The sequence below is a fragment of the Methylocystis rosea SV97 genome (genome assembly GCF_000372845.1).
GTDB classification, from domain to species: domain Bacteria; phylum Pseudomonadota; class Alphaproteobacteria; order Rhizobiales; family Beijerinckiaceae; genus Methylocystis; species Methylocystis rosea.
The window spans coordinates 3,228,970-3,248,539 of the sequence record NZ_KB889963.1 but is presented as its reverse complement, the minus strand read 5'-3'; the positions used below and the strand labels follow the sequence as shown (position 1 = coordinate 3,248,539).

Below are 19,570 nucleotides of genomic sequence, written 5' to 3'. Positions count from 1 at the left end.
GGCGCGGGCTGACGCGCCCTTTCATTCCTTGGCGGGCGCTGCTATCCCCGCGCACATGACCGCCCACAAGATCGAAAACATCCGCAATTTCTCGATTGTCGCGCATATCGACCACGGCAAATCGACCCTGGCCGACAGGCTCATTCAGGAGACGGGGACGGTCGCCGCGCGCGACATGGTCGAGCAGGTGCTCGACTCGATGGACATCGAGCGCGAGCGCGGCATCACCATCAAGGCGCAGACGGTGCGCCTCAATTACAAGGCCAAGGACGGCAAGGATTACGTCCTCAATCTGATGGACACGCCGGGCCACGTCGACTTCGCCTATGAGGTGTCCCGCTCGCTGAAGGCCTGCGAAGGCTCGCTGCTTGTCGTCGACGCCTCGCAGGGGGTCGAAGCGCAGACGCTCGCGAACGTCTATCAGGCCATCGACGCCGGCCATGAGATCGTTCCCGTCCTGAACAAGATCGATCTGCCGGCGGCTGAACCCGACCGCATCAAGGAGCAGATCGAGGAGGTCATCGGGCTCGACGCCTCGGGCGCGGTGCTCATTTCGGCCAAGACCGGCATCGGCATTCCCGACGTGCTCGAGGCGATCGTCACGCGCCTGCCGCCGCCAAATGGCGACGAGAAGGCCCCTTTGAAGGCGCTGCTCGTCGACAGCTGGTATGATGCTTATCTCGGCGTCGTCGTGCTGGTGCGAATCTTCGATGGAACCCTGAAGAAGGGCCAGAAGATAAAGATGATGGCGGCCGACGCCCATTACGAAGTGGATAAGATCGGCGTCTTTCGTCCCAAAATGCAGGATGTAGCGTCGCTTGGTCCCGGCGAAGTCGGCTTCATCACGGCGCAGATCAAGCAGGTGGCGGATACCCGCGTCGGCGACACGATCACCGACGACAAGAAGCCGACCGCCGAGGCGTTGCCCGGCTTCAAGCCGGCGCAGCCCGTGGTGTTCTGCGGACTGTTCCCCGTGGACGCCGCCGACTTCGAGGATTTGCGGGCGGCGATCGGCAAGCTGCGCCTGAACGACGCCAGCTTCTCTTATGAGATGGAGACGTCCGCCGCGCTCGGCTTCGGATTCCGCTGCGGTTTCCTGGGCCTGCTGCATCTCGAAATCATTCAGGAACGTCTGCAGCGGGAGTTCGATCTCGATCTCATCGCGACCGCGCCGTCGGTCATCTACAAGATCAGCATGACCAACGGCGACGAGATCGAGCTGCACAACCCAGCCGACATGCCGGATGTCGTGAAGATCGAGGAGATCAATGAGCCCTGGATCAGGGCGACGATCCTGACGCCCGACGACTATCTCGGCTCGGTGCTGAAACTCTGTCAGGATCGGCGCGGCGTGCAGGTCGATCTCAACTATGTCGGCAAGCGCGCCATGGCGGTCTACGATCTGCCGCTCAACGAGGTGGTGTTTGATTTCTATGACCGGCTGAAGTCGATCTCGAAGGGTTATGCCTCCTTCGATTATCAGATCACCGACTATCGCGCCGGCGATCTCGTGAAGCTCAGCATTCTCGTCAACGCCGAGCCGGTCGACGCACTGTCAATGCTCGTCCATCGCACCCGCGCTGACTCGCGCGGCCGCGCCATGTGCGAGAAGCTGAAAGAGCTGATCCCGCCGCATATGTTCCAGGTGCCGATTCAGGCGGCGATCGGCGGAAAGATCATCGCGCGCGAGACGGTGCGCGCCTTCCGCAAAGACGTGACCGCGAAATGCTACGGCGGCGACGTTAGCCGCAAGCGCAAGCTCCTGGAGAAGCAGAAGGAAGGCAAGAAGAAGATGCGTCAGTTCGGCCGCGTCGAGATTCCGCAGGAGGCGTTTATCGCGGCGCTGAAGATGGAGGAGTAGGGCGCCCTCTCCCGTTTGCGGGGGAGGGTGACGAGCCGTCTCCGCCGTCATGCCCGCGCTTGTCGCGGGCATCCACGCGAGGCCTACGCCAATCTGGCAAAGCGGCGCAGCGTCCCGGCGTGGATGGCCGGGACAACCCCGGCCATGACGACATTCTTGCGAGCGTACGCAATTAGGTACATATTGGAGCGATGCGCACCACCTCCTACAGCGATTTCCGCAAAAATCTCGCCGCCACGCTCGACCGCGTCACAGAAGACCATGAGCCGGTCGTCATCACCCGTGACAAGGGCAAGCCTGCCGCCGTGCTGATCTCGCTCGAAGACTTCGCCTCCTATGAAGAGACGAGCTATCTGCTGCAGAGTCCGCGCAATGCAGAGCGCCTGCGCGCAGCCATCCAGGAGCTCGACGCGGGGCGTGGAAAAGAGCGCAAGCTCGTTGAATGAAGCTCGTCTTCGCCGAACAGGCTTGGGCCGATTATCTCTATTGGCAAGGCCAAGATAAAAAGACACTGGAACGCATCAATACGCTCATTAAAGAATGCGCCCGTGCGCCCTTTGAGGGCCTTGGCAAGCCGGAACCCTTACGTGGCGATTTACGCGGCTGGTGGTCGCGTCGCATTGATCGCGAGCATCGCCTAGTCTACCGCGTCGAAGACGGCGCCTTGCTGATTGCTCAGTGCCGCTATCATTACTGACGCCTCACTCCCTTGCCAGCGCGATCATCACCGCGCCGACGAGCATCACCGCCGCGCCAAGCAGCCGGCCGCTTGATTCCTCCTTCAGCACACGTCCGCTCGCGAGCACGGTGAAGAGCGCCGACAATCGCTTGATGGCGATGACATAGGGCGTGAACAGCACGGTCAGCGCCCACATCTGCAAAGTGTTGCCAAAGGCCATCGCCGACCCCGCGCCGATGGCGTAACGCAAATCGAACGCGCTTGGCGCGGGCCGGCGACCGGCAAGCCAGTAGAGCAGGGCAAAAAACGCGATGACGATCGTCACCGCCGCGATCCAGATCAGCGGCGTCGACGCCCTGACGCCGAGCTTGTCGATGTTGGCGGTGACGCTCCAGATCACCGCGGTGCCGATCATCATTCGCGCGCCTTTGTCGCGCGCGAAGACATGAAAGTTGAAGCGGCGCCCGTTTGCCCGGTCGGCGTCGAGCAAGCCGACGCCGAGCACGGTGAACAGCACGCCGAAGACGCCCATCGGCGGCGCGTGCTCGCCCGTCATGATCGGCGAGGTGAACAGCATCAGCACCGGCGTGAGCAGCACAAGCGGCGCGACCAGCGATGCGTCGGACAGTCGAAAGGCGCGGATGTAAAGCACATAGGCGACGACATTGAGCGCGCCCGACCAGGCCAGCAGAGTCCAAAAACCAGGCTTCGTCAGCGACGAAAAGGTTTCGCCCGGCGCGCCGAGAAGGCCCGGATAGAAGACGACGCAAGCAAGGCTCAGCAAGACAGCGCCCGCGCACCATTGCGCGGCGAGAATGGCGCGATCGCCGGCCGTTCGAGTCGCCGCCTTGGTGCCGAGATCGGTGACGGATTGGCAAATGGCGGTGACGAGCGAGGCGAAGAGAGCGAGAAGCGCGAGGTCCATGGCGCCCTATAGCGCATGATCAGCGAGAGCGGGAGTTGACGTTGCCTGAGATATCGAGCTTGCGCGCGGCAAACCCTCTCCCCATGGGAGAGGGTTGCGCGCCTCGTCTTGAAAGAGAAGCGCGCGTCGCCTCACCCGCCCGGCTTCACCGCCGTCACCAGCGTGTCCACGCCGTCGCGGAATTCAACCGCGACCGGCGCGAAGCCCGCGGCGCGCAACTGCTCGAGCGCCGGCTCGAAATGCATAATGTGCAGAGGCGATTCGTCGCTCAATAGATGCACAATCCAGTCTTCGAGCAGATCGAGTCGGTTCATCTTCGTGAAAATCTTGAACCAACCCCGCACCACGGCTTGCGTATCGGCAAGATGCGCGGCGGGGTCGTCCATCGCGTAGCGGTCGCCGTTGACGAAAATTCCGCCCGGCTTCAGGACGCGGAAAATCTGCGAAACCACGGCCTTACGGTAGTCGTCAGCGAAGTTATGGATCGCGTAATTCGAAATGACGACATCCATGTGCGCATCGGGCAGCGCGCGCAGCGCCGTCAGCGCATCGGCTTCGACAAATTTGACGCGGCCCGCCAGGGCGTATTCGGCGAGATGGGTTCGCGCCTGATCGAGCATTTCGCCGGCGCTGTCGATCGCGGTGAGCTTGAGGTCGCCCCGCGCCGAGAGCGCCGCGAGCGTGCTGATCCCCGTTCCGCAGCCGATCTCGAAGCCATCGATCGGCCCTGCGTCGGAACGCCAAGCGGCGATTCGGTCGCCGATCTTTCTGGCGAGCGTGGCGGCGTTTGGACACATCAGCCGCAGCACGTCATATTCGGCCGCCAAGGGCCCAGTGAACGGATTCTCTTGAAGCGCGGACATGCGGCTTTTTTTTCATATCGCGACAGGCCTCGCAAGGGCGGCCTGTCTGGAGGGCGGCTTTTCTTGCTTGGGCCGCCATGTTAGCGAAACTCCAGCATGTCCCGTGAGAAAGCTATGACGCAGGCAGTACGCGCCGAGCCGCAGGCAGGCGGCGCAGACGCGACGATCAGCGACACATTTGTCGCGCTCGGGCGCGCCGCGCGCGCAGCGGCGCGGGCGGTGGCGCTCGCCTCGACCGACGCCAAGAACAAGGCGCTGCGCGCAGCCGCCGGCGAAATTCGCCGCCAGAGCAACGCCATACTCGCCGCCAATGCGCTCGACGTCGCTGACGCCAAGGCGCGCGGAACGGCGGCGTCTTTTCTCGATCGGCTGACGCTCGATCCCGCCCGCGTCGAGGCGATCGCCCGTGGACTGGAGGAGATCGCCGAGCTGCCGGATCCTGTTGGCCGCGTTCTGGCGAGTTTCGATCGCCCGAACGGCCTGAAGATCGAGCGCGTCTCGACGCCGCTTGGCGTCATCGGCGTGATCTACGAAAGCCGGCCCAATGTCACCGCCGACGCTGGCGCTCTGTGTCTCAAGGCCGGCAACGCCGCGATTCTGCGCGGCGGCTCGGAGAGCCTGCGCTCGTCGGCCGCCATTCACGCCTGCCTCGTCGCGGGGCTGAAGGGGGCTGGGCTTCCCGAAGCGGCGATCTCGCTTGTCGCGACCGCGGATCGCGCCGCCGTGGGCGCGATGCTCGCGGGCCTCGACGGCAATATCGACGTGATCGTGCCGCGCGGCGGCAAGAGTCTCGTCGCCCGCGTGCAGCATGAGGCGCGTGTGCCGGTTTTCGCGCACCTTGAAGGCATCGTGCATGTCTTCGTGCATAAGGACGCCGATCTCGACATGGCGAGGCGCGTGCTGCTGAACGCCAAGATGCGGCGCACCGGCATATGCGGCGCTGCGGAAACGCTGCTCGTCGACAGGGCCTGCGCCGCGACCCACCTTCAGCCGCTCGTCTCGATGCTGATCGATTCAGGCTGCGAAGTGCGCGGTGACGCAGCCTCTCAAGCCGCCGACGCGCGCGTCAAGCCGGCCGCCGAAGTCGATTGGCGCGCCGAATATCTCGACGCCATCATCGCGGCGCGGGTCGTCGACGGGTTAGCGGGCGCAATCGATCACATTGAGACTTACGGCTCGCATCACACCGATTGCATCATCACGCGCGACGCCACTGCGGCGCAGCGCTTCATGAATGAGGTTGATTCCGCGATCGTGCTGCACAACGCCTCGACGCAATTCGCCGACGGCGGCGAATTCGGCTTCGGCGCCGAGATCGGCATCGCCACGGGCCGTATGCATGCGCGCGGACCCGTCGGCGTCGAGCAGCTGACCTCGTTCAAATACCGCGTCTATGGCGACGGCCAGGTGCGGGGGTGAGTGGCGAAGCCAAATCTGAAGAGTGACTCTGCAGCGAGTGTGCGCAGTTTCTGAAGGCGTTTTGAGAGCCTGTTCGCTTTCCGCTATCGGCATATGACGTTTTTCCACGACTGTTCGATCGGCCGCCTAAGCGCTCTTTCCTCCTGTTTCGCTTGCGCTGGCATTGAAGCGTATAACGTTATGCGTTATAAATTTTCATGATCAGGAGTTTCGCTGACTCCGAGACTGAATCGATCTGGTCGGGTCATCGCAGCCGCAGGCTGCCGCCTGACATTCAGGCCGTGGCTCTGCGCAAACTGCGCCTGCTCAATCAAGCGCGCATATTGAACGATTTGCGCGTCCCGCCGGGGAATCGTCTTGAGGCGCTGAAAGGCGATCGGTTCGGCCAGCATTCAATCAGGATCAATGACCAATGGCGCGTCTGTTTTATCTGGATCGAGGGAGGGCCGTCCGATGTCACGATCGTCGACTACCATGACTGAGCTGTTGCCCAATCCGACCCCGGGCGAAATTCTTGCCGAGGAATTTTTGAAGCCCATGGGACTGAGCCAGAATGCGCTCGCGCGCGCCATTCGCGTGCCGCCCCGCCGCATCAATGAGATCGTTCTTGGCAGGCGCGCGATCACCGCCGACACGGATTTGCGCCTGGCGCGATATTTCGGGATTTCGGAAGGCTTCTTTCTCGGGCTGCAGGCGGACTATGATCTTATGGCCCGGCGCCGGCAGATCGGCTCCGAGCTCGGCGCGATCGAGCCGCGCGCCGCCTGAGAACGCTTGATCTAACCCAAGCTTGCGCCGCATATCGGCTCGATGACTTCCACCCCCGTCCGTCTACCGCCTCACGCGCCCGGCATGCGCATCGGCCTTTTCGGCGGCTCGTTCGATCCGCCGCACGAAGGCCATGCGCTCGTCTCGCGCGTCGCGCTGACGCGCTTGAAGCTGGATCGGCTGTGGTGGATCGTCTCGCCCGGCAATCCACTCAAGGACGCAAGCGAACTGCCGTCGATTGGGGCGCGAATAGCGGCTGCGAAAAAGATCTTGCGCGATCCGCGGGTCGCCTTCACGGGATTCGAAGCCGAGATCGGCGCGCGCTACACCTGCGACACGCTCGCTTGGCTGCACACGCATTGTCCTGGCGTGCGTTTCGTCTGGATCATGGGCGCGGATAATCTTTTGCAGTTTCATCGCTGGCGGCGATGGCAGGACATTGCGCGGACGACGCCGATCGCCGTCATCGACCGGCCGGGCGCGACGCTCAGATCCGTAAACGCCAAGGCGGCGGTCTATTTCAAGAGCGCGAGGATTCCCGAGAGAGAGGCCGGCATGCTTGCAGTGACGCCGCCGCCAGCGATCGTCTACCTGCACGGGCCAAGAATCGAGCGCTCTTCGACCGAGTTGCGCGCCGGAGCGCGTTCATAACCGCGCTCCGGTTTGATTTGACGCAATTTCAGACGCGCCGGCTTCGCCTTCGGCGGAGAATGCTTCCCTATTTGCGCTCGAAGAGCGGCAATATCCAGCGCTTATAGGCCCAGAAGCTCAGAGGAATGCCGACGAAGATCGCGACCCACATCAGCGCCGAATTGTCCGTGCTGTGCTCGTAAAAGCCGCCGCCTTCGGTCACCGACTGCGTATAGGGATTGCGCACGAAGAGCGTAATGGCGAATGAGCCGATGACGATCAGCGCGGTCGCGATGTAGAGGCTGCGCGGAATGACGAACTTCGGCAGCTGCGGCTGCGTCGGCCTATCGGGCATCGGCGCCGGGGTTTCCTGCGGCGGCGTGCCCTTGTCTTGCGGTTCTTCGGTCATGGCGCTTCTCTCCCAAATCTATCCTTGGCTCCAATATAGGGCTGCCCTAGGTCGCTGCGCCATAGACGTCATAGGCCTCCGAGCGTTCAATTTTCGCCGTGACGATGTCGCCCGCGCGCAGCGGGCGCCGCGATGCGACAAAGGCCGCGCCGTCGATCTGCGGCGCGTCGGCCTTGGTGCGGCCTTTGGCGAGCGCGCCAGAAGGTCCGCCGCCCGGTTCGTCAATGATGATCGAAAGACGCTTGCCGATTTTGCGCTTCATCAGCCGCGCGCTGATCGCCTGCTGTTTTTCCATGAAGCGCTTCCAGCGCGTCTCCTTCACGTCGTCGGGAACGGCAGGTAGGCCAAGCGCCTCGGCCGGCGCGCCGGCGACAGGCTCATATTTGAAGGCGCCGGCACGGTCGATCTCGGCCTCCTCCAGCCAATCGAGAAGATAATCGAAATCCGCGTCGGTCTCGCCGGGAAAGCCGACGATGAACGTCGATCGCAGCGTGAGGTCGGGACACGCCTCGCGCCAGGCTCGAATGCGCGCCAGAGTCTTTTCATCGTTTCCTGGGCGTTTCATGGCCTTCAGCACGTTCGGCGCGGCATGCTGAAAAGGAATGTCGAGATAGGGAAGGATTTTCCCTTCCGCCATCAATGGCATCACCTCGTCGACATGAGGATAGGGATAGACGTAGTGCAGGCGGACCCAAAGGCCGAGATCGCCTAGTTCGCGCGCCAGGTCGAAAAAGCGCGCGCGCACGCTACGGTCGCCGAACATGCTTTCGGCATAGCGGATGTCGCGGCCGTAGGCGCTCGTGTCCTGCGAAATGACCAGCAGCTCTTTGACGCCGGCGCGCGCCAGCTTCTCCGCCTCGCGCAGCACATCGGCGGCCGGCCGCGAAACGAGCGGCCCGCGCAGATGCGGGATGATGCAGAAGGAGCAGCTGTTGTCGCAGCCTTCGGAGATTTTCAGATAGGCATAATGGCGCGGCGTGAGCTTCACGCCTTGTTCAGGAAGAAGGTCGACAAAGGGATCGTGGGCCGGCGCGGCGGCCCGATGCACCGCGTCGACGACGCTCTCATATTGCTGCGGGCCGGTGATCGCCAGCACCTGCGGGAAGCGTTCGGCGATCGCGTCTGGCTCGGCGCCCATGCAGCCGGTGACGATCACCTTGCCGTTTTCGTTCAGCGCGGCGCCGATCGCTTGGAGCGACTCCGCCTTGGCGCTATCGAGGAAGCCGCATGTGTTGACGATGACGACGTCAGCCCCGGCGTGGGTGCGCGACAGCTCGTAGCCTTCGGCGCGCAGCTGCGTGATGATCCGTTCGCTATCGACGAGGGCCTTCGGACAGCCGAGCGAGACGAAGGAGACGCGCGGGGCGGCGCTCAGCGGCCTCTGTTGTTCCTGCATGGCGCCCCTTGCCATGCGGCGGCGGACTTTGCAATCGCGGGCTCGGGCGTTACGCCGTCAGCGCGCCAATGAGAGCGAAGAGCGCGGCGGCGGCAAAAATGATAGCGTGGACCATAAACGCAACTCCGACGAGCCCAGAATTGGTCTAGTTGCGCGCGCTTTAAGAAAGCGTTGACGGCCTCGTTTTGGGACAGTCTGCCGTCGCAGGCGCAAAAAAGCCAATAAGTCAGAGACGATTGGGGCCCTTGCCGGAGCTCAAAAAGAAAAATTTGCGCTCGGCCTGAGCCGCTCTTAATGAATAGCGCCTCGCTACGAGCTTCAGCCACGCCGTCTCAGAAGGAAGCGCCACGTCTTGACGAATTCCATAGTTCTCGGAACCGGGTCTTATGCGCCGCAGCGCGTCATCTCCAATGCCGACCTCGAGAAAATCGTCAGGACGAACAATGAGTGGATCGTTAGCCGCACCGGCATCAAAGAGCGCCGAGTGGCCGCAGATCATGAGGCCACATCCGATCTGGCGACCGCCGCCGGGCGCGAGGCGCTGCAGTTCGCTGGCGTAAAGCCCGACGACGTCGACATGATCATCGTATGCACGGTGACGGGCGACACGCCGACGCCGTCCTGCGCGTCATTTGTTCAGGCGCAGCTCGGCGCGAGAAACGCCTTCGCCTTCGACGTCGGCGCCGCCTGCGCGGGTTCGCTTTACGGGTTGTCGATCGCCGACCAGTTTATCAGAAGCGGCAAGGTCAAGCGCGCGCTGGTGATCGGCGCCGAGACCCTCAGTCGCTTCGTCGATTGGACAAATCGCGAGACATGCGTGCTGTTTGGCGACGCCGCCGGCGCGATTTTGCTGGGCGCCAGCGAAGAGGAAGGGCGCGGCGTGCTCGCCGCCAGCCTGCGCACCGACGGCTCGATGACAGGCATTCTCGGCATCTATGGCGGCGGCAGCCGCCGCCCGCCATCTGCTGAAATGCTCGAAGAAAAGGCCGGCAAAATCAAGATGCGCGGGCGCGAGGTCTATAAGGTGGCGACGCGCCTGTTGCCTGAAGTGGTCGGCGACACGCTCGAAGCCGCCGGTCTGACCGCAGCCGACGTCGATCACGTGATCGCCCACCAGGCCAACAAGCGCATCATCGAGTCCGCAATGCAGAATCTCGGCGTTCCGTTCGAGAAATGCTGGATCAACATTGACCGCTACGGCAATACGTCGAGCGCCTCGATGCCGATCACGCTCGATGAGGCGAATCGCGCCGGAAAGCTGAAAAAGGGCGACGTCATCGCGATGATGGCGATCGGCGCGGGAATGACCTGGGGCGGCGCAGTTCTGCGCTGGTAGGCGTTACCTTTCGCGGCCGTCCACACTCGAAGCTCCGCTGACGTCACGCAGGCTTGACCCGCGCTTTTTCCGCCTTGCCCAATCAGTCTACTCATGCTAGTGATTTTATAGACTGTTGGAGAGGCGTCACCATGAGCGAGAAATTGCAAAAAAGTGTGGGACTTGGAATTTTAGGGGGATTGGTTGCCCTCACGATGCTGGCGAGCGCGCATTCTCAAGCGGGCCAGACGTTCCTGAACGTCTCCTATGACCCCACGCGCGAACTCTACAAGGCGATTAATCCGGCCTTCGCGGCGGACTGGAAAGCCAGGACTGGCGAAACGATCGAACTTCTGGCGTCGCATGGCGGCTCAGGCGCGCAGGCGCGCGCGGTGATCGAGGGCCTGAATGCCGATGTCGTGACGCTGGCGCTCGCCGCCGACATTGACGCGATCGCCAGCAAGAGCGGCAAGATTCCGGTCGATTGGCAAAAGCGCCGACCGAATAACTCGTCGCCCTATACGTCGACGATCGTGTTTCTTGTCCGCAAGGGCAATCCGAAAGCAGTCAAGGATTGGGACGATCTGGCGAAGCCCGGCGTCGCGGTGATCACGCCCAACCCGAAGACGTCCGGCGGCGCGCGCTGGAATTATCTTGCGGCCTGGGGCTACGGGCTGAAGAAATTCGGCGGCGACGAAGCCAAGACCAAGGATTTTGTCAAGGCGATCTACAAGAACGCCCCGGTCATGGACACAGGCGCGAGAGGCTCGACGATCACCTTCGCCCAGCGCGGCATCGGCGACGTGCTCCTCGCATGGGAGAACGAAGCCTTCCTTGCGCTGAAGGAATTCGGCGCTGACAAGTTCGAGATCGTGACGCCGCCGCAATCCATCCTGGCCGAGCCGCCGGTCGCCGTCGTTGACGCCAACGCCGACGCCAAAGGCAACAGGCAGCTCGCGGAAGCCTATCTCGACTTTCTCTATTCTCCGTCGGCGCAGGCGATCATCGCACGCAATTTCTATCGTCCTGTTCATCCCGAATATGCGGCGAAGGACGACGTGAAGAAATTCGCCAAGATCGAATTCATCACCGTCGATAAAAGTTTCGGCGGTTGGGCGGCGGCGCAAAAGAAGCATTTCGCCGACGGCGGCATTTTCGACGACATCCAGAAACAAGAGCTGACAAGGTGACCTCCCCGAGCCTTGTCGGCAAAAACGCTCGGCGCTTCGCGGCGCCGAGCGTCATTCCAGGCTTCGGCCTGACCTTCGGCTATACGCTGATCTATCTTGGCGTGATCGTCCTCTTTCCGCTCGCCACGCTCATCTGGTGGTCATCGGGACTGGGATTTTCCGGGCTCTACGCGATCGCCTCGGAGCCGCGCGTCGCCGCGTCGCTGCGCACGACGTTCTTCATCTCCTTCGCCGCCGCGTTCGTCGATCTGTTCTTTGGCCTCATCGTCGCCTGGGTGCTCACTCGGTACGATTTTCCCGGCCGTCGACTGCTCGACGCGTTCGTCGATCTGCCCTTCGCGCTGCCGACGGCCGTGGCCGGCATTTCGCTTGCGGCGCTGTATTCGCCGAATGGCTGGTTTGGCGCGCCGCTCGCCGACTACGACATCAAGATCGCCTTTACCCGCTGGGGCATTCTGGTCGCGCTCATCTTCATCGGACTGCCGTTCGTCGTGCGCACCGTGCAGCCGATTATTTCCGAGCTCGAAGCGGAACTAGAGGAAGCCTCCGCCACTCTCGGCGCGGGCAGGCTGCAAACCGTCATCCGTGTGATGCTGCCGCCCCTGGCGCCGGCGCTGCTCACCGGCTTCGCGCTCGCCTTCGCCAGATCCATTGGCGAATATGGCTCGGTGATCTTCATCGCCGGCAATATCGCTTACGTCTCTGAGATCGCGCCGCTGCTCATCGTCGTGAAGCTTGAACAATATGACGTCCCCGGCGCGACCGGAATCGCAACGATCATGCTGGCGATTTCCTTCGCCGCGCTGCTGCTCATCAATCTGGTCCAGGCATGGAGCCGCAGGAGATTCGGCCATGTCTGAGATCGCGGTCACGTCGAGCGGCCGCAGTCGCGGCGTCAAATTCCGGCCGGTTACGCAGGACTCGTCGTTCGCGCGCTATACGCTTATTGCGACCGCGGTGCTGTTTCTCGCTCTCTTCCTTTTTGCGCCGCTTGCAATCGTCTTCGTCGAAGCCTTCAGCAAAGGGATCGGCCCTTTTCTGACCGCGTTCGGCGATCCAGACGCCCGCGCCGCGATCCGTCTGACGCTTCTTGTCGCGGCGATCTCCGTTCCGGCGAATCTTGTGTTCGGGCTCGCGGCGTCCTGGTCGATCGCCAAATTTTCCTTTCCCGGCAAGAGCGTTCTGATCACGCTGATCGATCTTCCGTTCTCTGTCTCGCCGGTCGTCGCCGGTCTCGTCTATGTTCTGGTGTTCGGGGGCCAGGGCCTCTTTGGCCCGTGGCTCGCGGCTCACGGCGTGCAAATCATCTTTGCCGTGCCCGGCATCGTGCTGGCGACCATCTTCGTCACCTTTCCTTTCGTTGCGCGCGAACTCATTCCGTTGATGGAGGAGCAGGGCAAGATCGAGGAGGAAGCCGCGCTCACGCTCGGCGCCTCCGGCTTCAAGACTTTTCTCACCGTGACGCTGCCCAACATTAAATGGGGCCTGCTGTACGGCGTGCTGCTGTGTAACGCCCGCGCCATGGGAGAGTTCGGCGCCGTTTCGGTCGTATCGGGCCACATACGAGGCCTGACCAATACAATTCCGCTTCAGGTGGAGATACTCTACAATGAGTACAATAATGTCGCCGCTTTCGCGCTCGCGGTCCTTCTTGCAGGCTTGGCGCTTGTCACACTCGGGCTCAAGACGTTCCTCGAATGGCGCCATGCTGACGCGCTCTCCGGACGCGCTCGCCGCCACTGAGGGAAGTAAGCGCGGAACTTCCATTCGCATCGAGGGGGTCGAGCAGGATTTCGGCGCCTTTCCGGCCTTGCGCGACGTCAGCCTCGACATTCAGCCTGGCGAACTCGTCGCGCTGCTTGGACCCTCGGGCTCCGGCAAGACGACGTTGCTGCGGGTGATCGCGGGCCTCAATTCTCCCGATCGCGGCCGCATCCTCTTCGATGGCGAGAATGCGACCAATCTGCCCGTGCAGGACCGCCATGTCGGCATGGTGTTTCAGAACTATGCGCTCTTCAAACATATGACCGTCGCCGACAACATCGCCTACGGTCTGAGAGTTCGTCCCAGACGCACGCGTCCCCCGCGGGCGGCGATCAAGGCGCGCGTCATGGAGCTTCTGCAGTTCGTGCAGCTCGACGGACTCGGCGGCCGCTATCCGGCGCAGCTCTCCGGCGGCCAGCGTCAGCGCGTCGCCCTCGCGCGCGCGCTCGCCATCGAACCGCGCGTGCTGCTGCTCGACGAGCCCTTCGGCGCCCTTGACGCGCGCGTGCGTAAGGATTTGCGCCGCTGGCTGCGCGACATTCACAAGCAAACGGGATTGACGACGGTCTTCGTCACGCATGATCAGGATGAAGCGATGGAGCTTGCGGATCGCGTCGTCGTGCTCAACGAAGGCCGCATCGAACAGATTGGAACGCCCGAAGAGCTTTACGACCGTCCGGCTTCGCCATTCGTCATCTCCTTCGTTGGCGAAGCGGTCGCGCTGCCTGTCACCATCTCCGACGGCCATGTGACGTTCGGCGGCCGCGAATTGCATATCGATACGCATGGCTTGCGCAGCGGGCCGGCGAGAGTCTTCTTCCGCCCGGCCGATATCGCCGTCACGGCTGAAGGGAGCGGCGATCTCGAAGGCCGCGTCGAGAGCCTGCGACGCACGCCTGCCGGCGTTCGCGCCACGATCGCCATCGACGGCTACGATCAAACGCTCGAAATTGACTCGCCGCTCGACCGTTCGGCTTCGCTCGGCGGCCGCGTCCCGCTTTCGCTGGCGAAAGCCCGCATCTTTCCCGCCGACGAGAATGGCGACTATGTCAACGCCGGAGACGGCATTTGAGCGCGGCGCCTGCTGAAGGGATCGACGAAAGGCGCGCGACAAACGACTGGAATTCGGCGCTTTATTTGAAATTCGAAGCGGAGCGTACGCGCGCCGCCCGCGACCTGCTCGCGCACGTGCCTTATTGCGACACGCAACGGGTTTATGACCTCGGATGCGGACCCGGAAACAGCACGCAGCTCCTCGCGATGAGCTTTTCCGGCGCCGACATCATCGGGATCGACAAATCCGACAACATGCTGTCGGTCGCCCGCGCGCGCACGCCCACAGCGACTTTTATCAAGGAGGACATCGCGCATTGGCGCCCGTCAGAGCCCGCCGATCTCATCTTCGCCAATGCGGCTCTGAATTTCCTCCCCGACCATCGCGGGTTGATGACAAGGCTTTTGAGTTATTTGCGGCCCGGCGGCCGTCTTGCGGTGCAGATGCCGAACAATACGCATGAGCTTTCGCACGCGGCGATGCGCATGGTCGCGGCGGATGGCCCCTGGGCTTCGCGTCTGCTTCCAGTCGCCAAGTCGATCATGGTGCTCGGTCCGCTCGAGGAATATTACAATCTGCTCGCGCCGCTCTGCAGTACGATCGATATTTGGCAGACGGTCTATGTCCACCCGCTCGACGGCCCTGACGGCGTGGTCGAATGGTTCGAAGGATCTGGCCTTCGTCCCTTCCTCGACTTGCTCGACGCAAATGAGCGCATCGAATTTTTAGCGCGATACAGAGGGAGGCTTGCACAGGCCTATCCGCGGCAACCGGACGGCAAAGTTCTTCTGCGGTATCCGCGCCTCTTCTTCGCGCTGCAAAAATAGGGCGGCGGGCTAGGTCTCTGCTCGCTATGGCGGCCCCCAATCCCTCAAACTGTGACATTACCGCAACGCTCTCGCTCGATGTGCGCAGTTGTCTACTAAATCGATAGACAAAAAGCCAAGGTTTCGCTTTACTGCCTCTTGCGGCGTGGACGGAAAATGGTCGCAGAAGGGCAACCTCTGCGGCCCAGAGAGAGTGGCTGGAATGTCAAAGCGAAAATTAAGCGCGCGGGCTGCAATGTTGCGTTTACTGTGGCGATTTCACAACAGCGCAAGTCGAAAATCGAGTTGATTAAAACATGAGCTTAACAGATCGACCGTAACGGCATATCCGATATGTATACGGTTTACATATCGGTCCGTCGATCAAAGCGCCAACCGGAGTCCGGGTTAAGCGATACGGGACAAACGTCGATGTCGACAAGCAAGAACAGTAAGAAGTTAAGATTAGCCGCATTTGGCGCCGTTGTCGGCGCTGCCCTTAGCGTTCCCGAAATAGCGGGCGCCGAAGACAAAGCACCCTCGAAGGAAATTGCGGGAAATGGGGGTCAGTCGGATGACGGCGCAAAAGCGGCCGCGCCGGAAAAAAAGTCAGTGAAGACGAAGACCGAGGGCAAGAGTGTCGCTGCTGGTCCCGGGGCGCCTGGAGCGCCGGCTGAGAAGAAAAGCTATTACGTGCCCACCCGCGGCTATCGTTTGGAGCCGCAGCCCGACATCCCGCCCTATGTGCGCAATCTGGCGAAGACCTACAAGGAATTCGAAGGCATCGACTGGTTGAACGTCGGCCTCGATTCACGCGTGCGTTTTGAATATCGCAAGGACGATTATCGGCCGTGGACGAGCACGACGACCAATCCGCCGACGTCGCAGCGCAAGTATTTTCCCAACTCGCTTTGGCTGTCGCGCACGCGGGCGTATCTGGGCGTGCAGAACATTCTCGATCCCTTTCGATTCGTCGTCGAATTTCAGGACTCGCGCGCCTACAACAGCATCTATGAATATCAAGGCCAGGAGATCAATCAGACGGAGCTCATTTCCGGCTATGGCGAACTGTTTTTCAAGGACGCCTTCGGCAAGGACGATCTCGGCAACGATCGGCCTCTAACGCTTCGCGCTGGGCGCTTTCACCTCGAGCTGCTCGACCGCCGTCTGATCGCCGAGAACGAGTTCCGCAACACGACCAACAATTTTGACGGCTTCCGGATCAAAATCGGCAAGAAGGATAATGACTGGGATATCGACAGTTTCCTGATGCGGCCGGTCATTCGTTATCCATATCAGTTCGACCGACCTGACTGGCAGAACTGGATCTACGGCAGCGTGTTCAGCATCCGCCGCTGGTCGGAATATGCGACGATCCAGCCTTATTTCTTGGGCCGCAAGCAATATGGGGATCCGCTCAACGTCTCGAACGCGCTGAAGTTTCATCGCGATACTTATGCGCCTGGCCTGCGCGTCTACGGCGTGATCAATGATTTTGATTACGACTTCGACATCAATAAGCAGTTTGGCGAAACCGGTGAGTTCCGTCAGTTTCGGAATGTCCAAAACGCCGTGCAGACGACGGTGCAGCATGACGCCATCGCCTATGCATTCGAGGCGGGCTACACATTTTCAGATCATCCATGGAAGCCGCGGATCAGCGCCAACTACGCCTATGGCTCGGGCAATAAGAGTCCGTTCGACAGCGTCAATCAGACCTTCGATATCTTCTATGGCTTCAACCAGCCGTTCTCGCGCAACGACTATATCGCCTGGAACAACGTCAAGGCGCCTAAGGCGCGCATCGAATTTTCGCCTTTCAAAGATCTTCGGATCGATACGGCGTTCAGCGCCTACTGGCTGGCGAGCGCGGCGGCGGCCTGGGACCGCGCCAATCTTTTTGCGCCGCTTGGCAACAGAGGCACGTTCATCGGGACGGAATATGATCTGCGCATCCGCTACAAACTCAATCAGTTCATCAATCTGACCGCGAGCTACGCGCGCTTCTGGCCAGGTTCGTTCACATCGAGCTTTGCGCCGCCGGTCGCGCTGCAGCCGTTCTTCCCGCAATCTTTCTCCGGACAGACCACGACGACGAATGGCCTGACCGGGCGCCCGACCGACTTCTTCTATCTGGAAGTCACCGCCAATGCCTTTGGCGACGGCAATCCGATCACCAAGCCGCCGGGCTCGGACTTCCTCGCTCTCTTCTCGCCTGAGGGGCCTCCGCCGCGGCCTGCGCCGCCGCCAAGCTGGTCTGACGTTTACGTCGGCCTCAACGGCGGCGGAGCTTGGTCGAGCCCGCGATCGTTCGTGCAGCCCTGGCCATTTGGCGCAGCTGCCGCGAGTCCGGCCGTGGCTGCCAGCGCGACGCCGATCGACCAGACGAACCATCTCGCCGGCTTCATCGGCGGTTTCCAGATTGGCGCCAATTGGAAGTTCTTCGACAGCTTCTTGGCCGGCGCCGAGGCGGATCTGCACGGCGTTTCGGGCAACACCGACACGCGGTGGCAAGCGACCCTCGCGCAGGGGGGAGGCAATAGTTTCGCCACCTATGCGCAGCGCACCGCGACGCTCAATTATCTGGGAACGATCCGCGGCCGATTGGGCTATCTCGTCACCCCGACGCTCGCCGTCTATGGCACCGGCGGCATGGCCTATGGCGGCGTTACCTCCAACGCCGCGATATTTACCCGCCGTATCGGCGGCGCCAACCAGACGCTCGTCAATCCCGTCTATCAGGACAGCTTGATCGGCTGGACGGCGGGCGGCGGCGCGGAATGGATGTTTACGCCCGAGTGGAGCGTTAAGATCGACTATCTTCGCTACGATCTCGGCGCCGCTCAAGGGTTCAATTTCGCGGCGCAGACGAACGGCTTTTACGCCTATGGCGCGTCAAGCTCGACGCGCTTCAATGGCAACCTGATCCATGCCGGCGTCAACCGTCACTTCGATCTCATCAGCATCGCAGAGACGAAATAGGCTCAAGCTGAAGTGCGAGGCGCTGCGTCAGTTAAGGCAGCGCCAGTTCGCTTCTGAAGCGCGCTTTCGTGGACGCTTCAATCGCGCTCGCCTTCAATTTCGTTCGACCGGGAACTGCGGTCGCAGATGCACGGTTCAACGCGCCAGCCCTGGCGGAAGAAATGCGTCGCATGGGGGAAGGCTTGCGCGCCCCGCAGGGGTGTTCTGGTGGTCCGGCATGGCGCACGAGCTGCGCATTTTGTTCCCTCCTAGGAACATTTCTCAAGTTCCAGAGTTTTCCTTCGGCCGTGACAGGCCTGTACGCCACCGCTACCCGTCCGATGGTTGCGTTGACTCTTCAGCCCGTAAAGCGAAAGCTGAGCAGGTACGCCCCGGTTTGAAACTTTCCGTCGCCACGTCTTTTGGTGAAAGGATTGACCGATGGCTCCAGACCCCAATCCAGTTCCCAAAGGAAAAGAGCGGCCTCCATCCGCAATCGAAGAGCTCGACGTGCTCTGGCTTACGGCGGGACTGAGTTGCGACGGTGACTCCGTCTCCATCACCGCCGCGAGCGAACCGAGCATAGAGGATGTCATCCTCGGAGCGATCCCCGGCCTACCGAAGGTGCGCTTGCATAATGCAGTGCTCTCCTACGAAGTGGGCGATGACTTCATGAAGGCCTTCCATCAAGGCGCGCGGGGCGAACTCGAAAACTTCGTCCTTGTGGTCGAAGGCTCCATCCCGAACGAGAAGCTGAGCGGCGATGGGTATTGGGCGGCGATTGGGACGGATGCGGCGACCGGAGAGCCAATCAGAACGACCGAATGGATCGACCGTTTGACTCCAAAGGCGCTCGCCGTAATCGGCGCCGGAACATGCGCCGCATATGGCGGCATTCATGCAATGAAGGGCAATCCCACCGGCTGCATGGGCCTTCAGGACTATCTTGGCGCCGAGTGGAAATCGAAGGCCGGTTTGCCAATCGTCAACGTCCCGGGCTGTCCTGTGCAGCCGGACAATTTCATGGAGACATTTCTCTACCTGCTGCGCCAGCTTGCCGGTCTGGCGCCGATGATTCCTGTCGATGGACACGGGCGTCCGCGCTGGTTGTTTGGTCCCACCGTTCATGAGGGATGTGACCGCGGCGCTTATTACGAAGAAGCCGATTTCGCGCAAGAATATGGTTCGCGCAAGTGCCTGGTGAAGATCGGCTGCTGGGGACCGGTCGTTCAATGCAACGTGCCCAAGCGCGGTTGGATTGCCGGTCTCGGCGGCTGCCCGAACGTCGGCGGCATCTGCATCGGCTGCACCATGCCGGGCTTTCCCGACAAGTTCATGCCGTTCATGGACGAACCGCCCGGCGCCCGTATTTCATCGGTTCTGGTGAAGCCCTACGGCGTGCTGATCCGCAATCTGCGCAAAATCACCAATCACACGCTCAACAAGGAGCCGAAGTGGCGCAACAGGGAGCCGACCTACACCACCGGGTACGATCCTGATCAGCCGAACAAAACTCATCCACTCTAAAGT

Annotated in this window: 19 protein-coding genes; 15 read left to right on the top strand and 4 right to left on the bottom strand. The window is 61.8% G+C overall.

What is annotated here, in order from left to right; all coding sequences use genetic code 11:
• Positions 1-55: 55 nt before the first annotated feature.
• The 3 genes from lepA to A3OO_RS0117065 all read left to right on the top strand — a co-directional run bounded on the left by lepA (position 56) and on the right by A3OO_RS0117065 (position 2,558).
• Positions 56-1,861 carry a translation elongation factor 4 gene (lepA, locus tag A3OO_RS0117080; protein ID WP_026223094.1) on the top strand — a complete coding sequence of 602 codons (1,806 nt, stop codon included), beginning with the start codon at positions 56-58 and terminating at the stop codon, positions 1,859-1,861.
• Positions 1,862-2,052: 191 nt separating this feature from the next.
• Complete coding sequence (locus tag A3OO_RS0117070) at positions 2,053-2,307, top strand: type II toxin-antitoxin system Phd/YefM family antitoxin (RefSeq protein WP_018409068.1); 255 nt, start codon at positions 2,053-2,055, stop codon at positions 2,305-2,307.
• Positions 2,304-2,558: a Txe/YoeB family addiction module toxin gene (locus A3OO_RS0117065; RefSeq protein ID WP_018409067.1), complete on the top strand. Its 255-nt coding sequence runs from the start codon at positions 2,304-2,306 to the stop codon at positions 2,556-2,558. The genes A3OO_RS0117070 and A3OO_RS0117065 overlap by 4 nt, the downstream gene beginning before the upstream one ends.
• 4 nt (positions 2,559-2,562) lie before the next feature.
• Here A3OO_RS0117065 and A3OO_RS0117060 read toward each other — a convergent pair whose 3' ends face one another.
• Together A3OO_RS0117060 and A3OO_RS0117055 are read right to left on the bottom strand one after the other, a co-directional pair.
• Complete coding sequence (locus tag A3OO_RS0117060) at positions 2,563-3,465, bottom strand: DMT family transporter (RefSeq protein ID WP_018409066.1); 903 nt, start codon at positions 3,463-3,465, stop codon at positions 2,563-2,565.
• Between the two features lie 131 nt (positions 3,466-3,596).
• Entirely contained in the window at positions 3,597-4,328 is a 732-nt protein-coding gene (locus A3OO_RS0117055) for a class I SAM-dependent methyltransferase (RefSeq protein WP_018409065.1), read from the bottom strand.
• Between the two features lie 114 nt (positions 4,329-4,442).
• Here A3OO_RS0117055 and A3OO_RS0117050 point away from each other — a divergent pair, with 114 nt between their 5' ends.
• From A3OO_RS0117050 to A3OO_RS0117035, 4 genes are all read left to right on the top strand, one after another.
• On the top strand, positions 4,443-5,747 hold the full coding sequence (locus tag A3OO_RS0117050; protein ID WP_018409064.1) for a glutamate-5-semialdehyde dehydrogenase: 1,305 nt from the start codon (positions 4,443-4,445) through the stop codon (positions 5,745-5,747).
• A gap of 197 nt (positions 5,748-5,944) precedes the next feature.
• Positions 5,945-6,229: a type II toxin-antitoxin system RelE/ParE family toxin gene (locus tag A3OO_RS0117045; protein WP_018409063.1), complete on the top strand. Its 285-nt coding sequence runs from the start codon at positions 5,945-5,947 to the stop codon at positions 6,227-6,229.
• A complete protein-coding gene (locus A3OO_RS0117040; RefSeq protein WP_026223093.1) occupies positions 6,201-6,515 on the top strand; it encodes a HigA family addiction module antitoxin in 315 nt (104 codons plus the stop codon). The genes A3OO_RS0117045 and A3OO_RS0117040 overlap by 29 nt, the downstream gene beginning before the upstream one ends.
• A gap of 84 nt (positions 6,516-6,599) precedes the next feature.
• The gene (locus A3OO_RS0117035; RefSeq protein ID WP_018409061.1) at positions 6,600-7,166 is read left to right on the top strand and encodes a nicotinate-nucleotide adenylyltransferase; all 567 of its coding nucleotides are present in this window, start codon (positions 6,600-6,602) and stop codon (positions 7,164-7,166) included.
• A gap of 67 nt (positions 7,167-7,233) precedes the next feature.
• Here the strand turns inward: A3OO_RS0117035 and A3OO_RS0117030 are convergent, their stop codons facing one another.
• Positions 7,234-7,554, bottom strand: a complete 321-nt coding sequence (locus tag A3OO_RS0117030) for a hypothetical protein (RefSeq protein ID WP_018409060.1) — start codon at positions 7,552-7,554, stop codon at positions 7,234-7,236.
• Between the two features lie 46 nt (positions 7,555-7,600).
• Entirely contained in the window at positions 7,601-8,950 is a 1,350-nt protein-coding gene (gene rimO / locus A3OO_RS0117025) for a 30S ribosomal protein S12 methylthiotransferase RimO (protein ID WP_018409059.1), read from the bottom strand.
• Between the two features lie 352 nt (positions 8,951-9,302).
• On the opposite strand from rimO, the gene A3OO_RS0117020 reads away from it, so the two are divergent.
• From A3OO_RS0117020 to A3OO_RS0116985, 8 genes are all read left to right on the top strand, one after another.
• On the top strand, positions 9,303-10,286 hold the full coding sequence (locus A3OO_RS0117020; protein ID WP_026223092.1) for a beta-ketoacyl-ACP synthase III: 984 nt from the start codon (positions 9,303-9,305) through the stop codon (positions 10,284-10,286).
• A 194-nt stretch (positions 10,287-10,480) separates the two neighbouring features.
• Positions 10,481-11,455, top strand: a complete 975-nt coding sequence (locus tag A3OO_RS0117015) for a sulfate ABC transporter substrate-binding protein (RefSeq protein WP_018409056.1) — start codon at positions 10,481-10,483, stop codon at positions 11,453-11,455.
• A complete protein-coding gene (cysT, locus tag A3OO_RS0117010; protein WP_018409055.1) occupies positions 11,452-12,315 on the top strand; it encodes a sulfate ABC transporter permease subunit CysT in 864 nt (287 codons plus the stop codon). Before A3OO_RS0117015 ends, cysT begins: the two co-directional genes overlap by 4 nt.
• Complete coding sequence (cysW, locus tag A3OO_RS0117005) at positions 12,308-13,198, top strand: sulfate ABC transporter permease subunit CysW (protein ID WP_018409054.1); 891 nt, start codon at positions 12,308-12,310, stop codon at positions 13,196-13,198. Before cysT ends, cysW begins: the two co-directional genes overlap by 8 nt.
• The gene (locus A3OO_RS0117000; protein ID WP_018409053.1) at positions 13,161-14,291 is read left to right on the top strand and encodes a sulfate/molybdate ABC transporter ATP-binding protein; all 1,131 of its coding nucleotides are present in this window, start codon (positions 13,161-13,163) and stop codon (positions 14,289-14,291) included. Before cysW ends, A3OO_RS0117000 begins: the two co-directional genes overlap by 38 nt.
• Complete coding sequence (tam, locus tag A3OO_RS0116995; RefSeq protein WP_018409052.1) at positions 14,288-15,100, top strand: trans-aconitate 2-methyltransferase; 813 nt, start codon at positions 14,288-14,290, stop codon at positions 15,098-15,100. Before A3OO_RS0117000 ends, tam begins: the two co-directional genes overlap by 4 nt.
• A gap of 591 nt (positions 15,101-15,691) precedes the next feature.
• Entirely contained in the window at positions 15,692-18,061 is a 2,370-nt protein-coding gene (locus A3OO_RS0116990; protein WP_245257181.1) for an alginate export family protein, read from the top strand.
• Positions 18,062-18,481: 420 nt separating this feature from the next.
• Entirely contained in the window at positions 18,482-19,567 is a 1,086-nt protein-coding gene (locus A3OO_RS0116985) for an NADH-quinone oxidoreductase subunit B family protein (RefSeq protein ID WP_018409050.1), read from the top strand.
• Positions 19,568-19,570: the final 3 nt, after the last annotated feature.

What these genes read in the sequence shown, in the direction of transcription:
- lepA (WP_026223094.1), top strand. Translation starts at nt 56, where the DNA reads ATGACCGCCCACAAGATCGAAAACATCCGCAATTTCTCGATTGTCGCG.
- A3OO_RS0117070 (WP_018409068.1), top strand. Translation starts at nt 2,053, where the DNA reads ATGCGCACCACCTCCTACAGCGATTTCCGCAAAAATCTCGCCGCCACG.
- A3OO_RS0117065 (WP_018409067.1), top strand. Translation starts at nt 2,304, where the DNA reads ATGAAGCTCGTCTTCGCCGAACAGGCTTGGGCCGATTATCTCTATTGG.
- A3OO_RS0117060 (WP_018409066.1), bottom strand. Translation starts at nt 3,465, where the DNA reads ATGGACCTCGCGCTTCTCGCTCTCTTCGCCTCGCTCGTCACCGCCATT.
- A3OO_RS0117055 (WP_018409065.1), bottom strand. Translation starts at nt 4,328, where the DNA reads ATGTCCGCGCTTCAAGAGAATCCGTTCACTGGGCCCTTGGCGGCCGAA.
- A3OO_RS0117050 (WP_018409064.1), top strand. Translation starts at nt 4,443, where the DNA reads ATGACGCAGGCAGTACGCGCCGAGCCGCAGGCAGGCGGCGCAGACGCG.
- A3OO_RS0117045 (WP_018409063.1), top strand. Translation starts at nt 5,945, where the DNA reads ATGATCAGGAGTTTCGCTGACTCCGAGACTGAATCGATCTGGTCGGGT.
- A3OO_RS0117040 (WP_026223093.1), top strand. Translation starts at nt 6,201, where the DNA reads ATGTCACGATCGTCGACTACCATGACTGAGCTGTTGCCCAATCCGACC.
- A3OO_RS0117035 (WP_018409061.1), top strand. Translation starts at nt 6,600, where the DNA reads ATGCGCATCGGCCTTTTCGGCGGCTCGTTCGATCCGCCGCACGAAGGC.
- A3OO_RS0117030 (WP_018409060.1), bottom strand. Translation starts at nt 7,554, where the DNA reads ATGACCGAAGAACCGCAAGACAAGGGCACGCCGCCGCAGGAAACCCCG.
- rimO (WP_018409059.1), bottom strand. Translation starts at nt 8,950, where the DNA reads ATGCAGGAACAACAGAGGCCGCTGAGCGCCGCCCCGCGCGTCTCCTTC.
- A3OO_RS0117015 (WP_018409056.1), top strand. Translation starts at nt 10,481, where the DNA reads ATGCTGGCGAGCGCGCATTCTCAAGCGGGCCAGACGTTCCTGAACGTC.
- cysW (WP_018409054.1), top strand. Translation starts at nt 12,308, where the DNA reads ATGTCTGAGATCGCGGTCACGTCGAGCGGCCGCAGTCGCGGCGTCAAA.
- A3OO_RS0117000 (WP_018409053.1), top strand. Translation starts at nt 13,161, where the DNA reads ATGCTGACGCGCTCTCCGGACGCGCTCGCCGCCACTGAGGGAAGTAAG.
- A3OO_RS0116985 (WP_018409050.1), top strand. Translation starts at nt 18,482, where the DNA reads ATGGCTCCAGACCCCAATCCAGTTCCCAAAGGAAAAGAGCGGCCTCCA.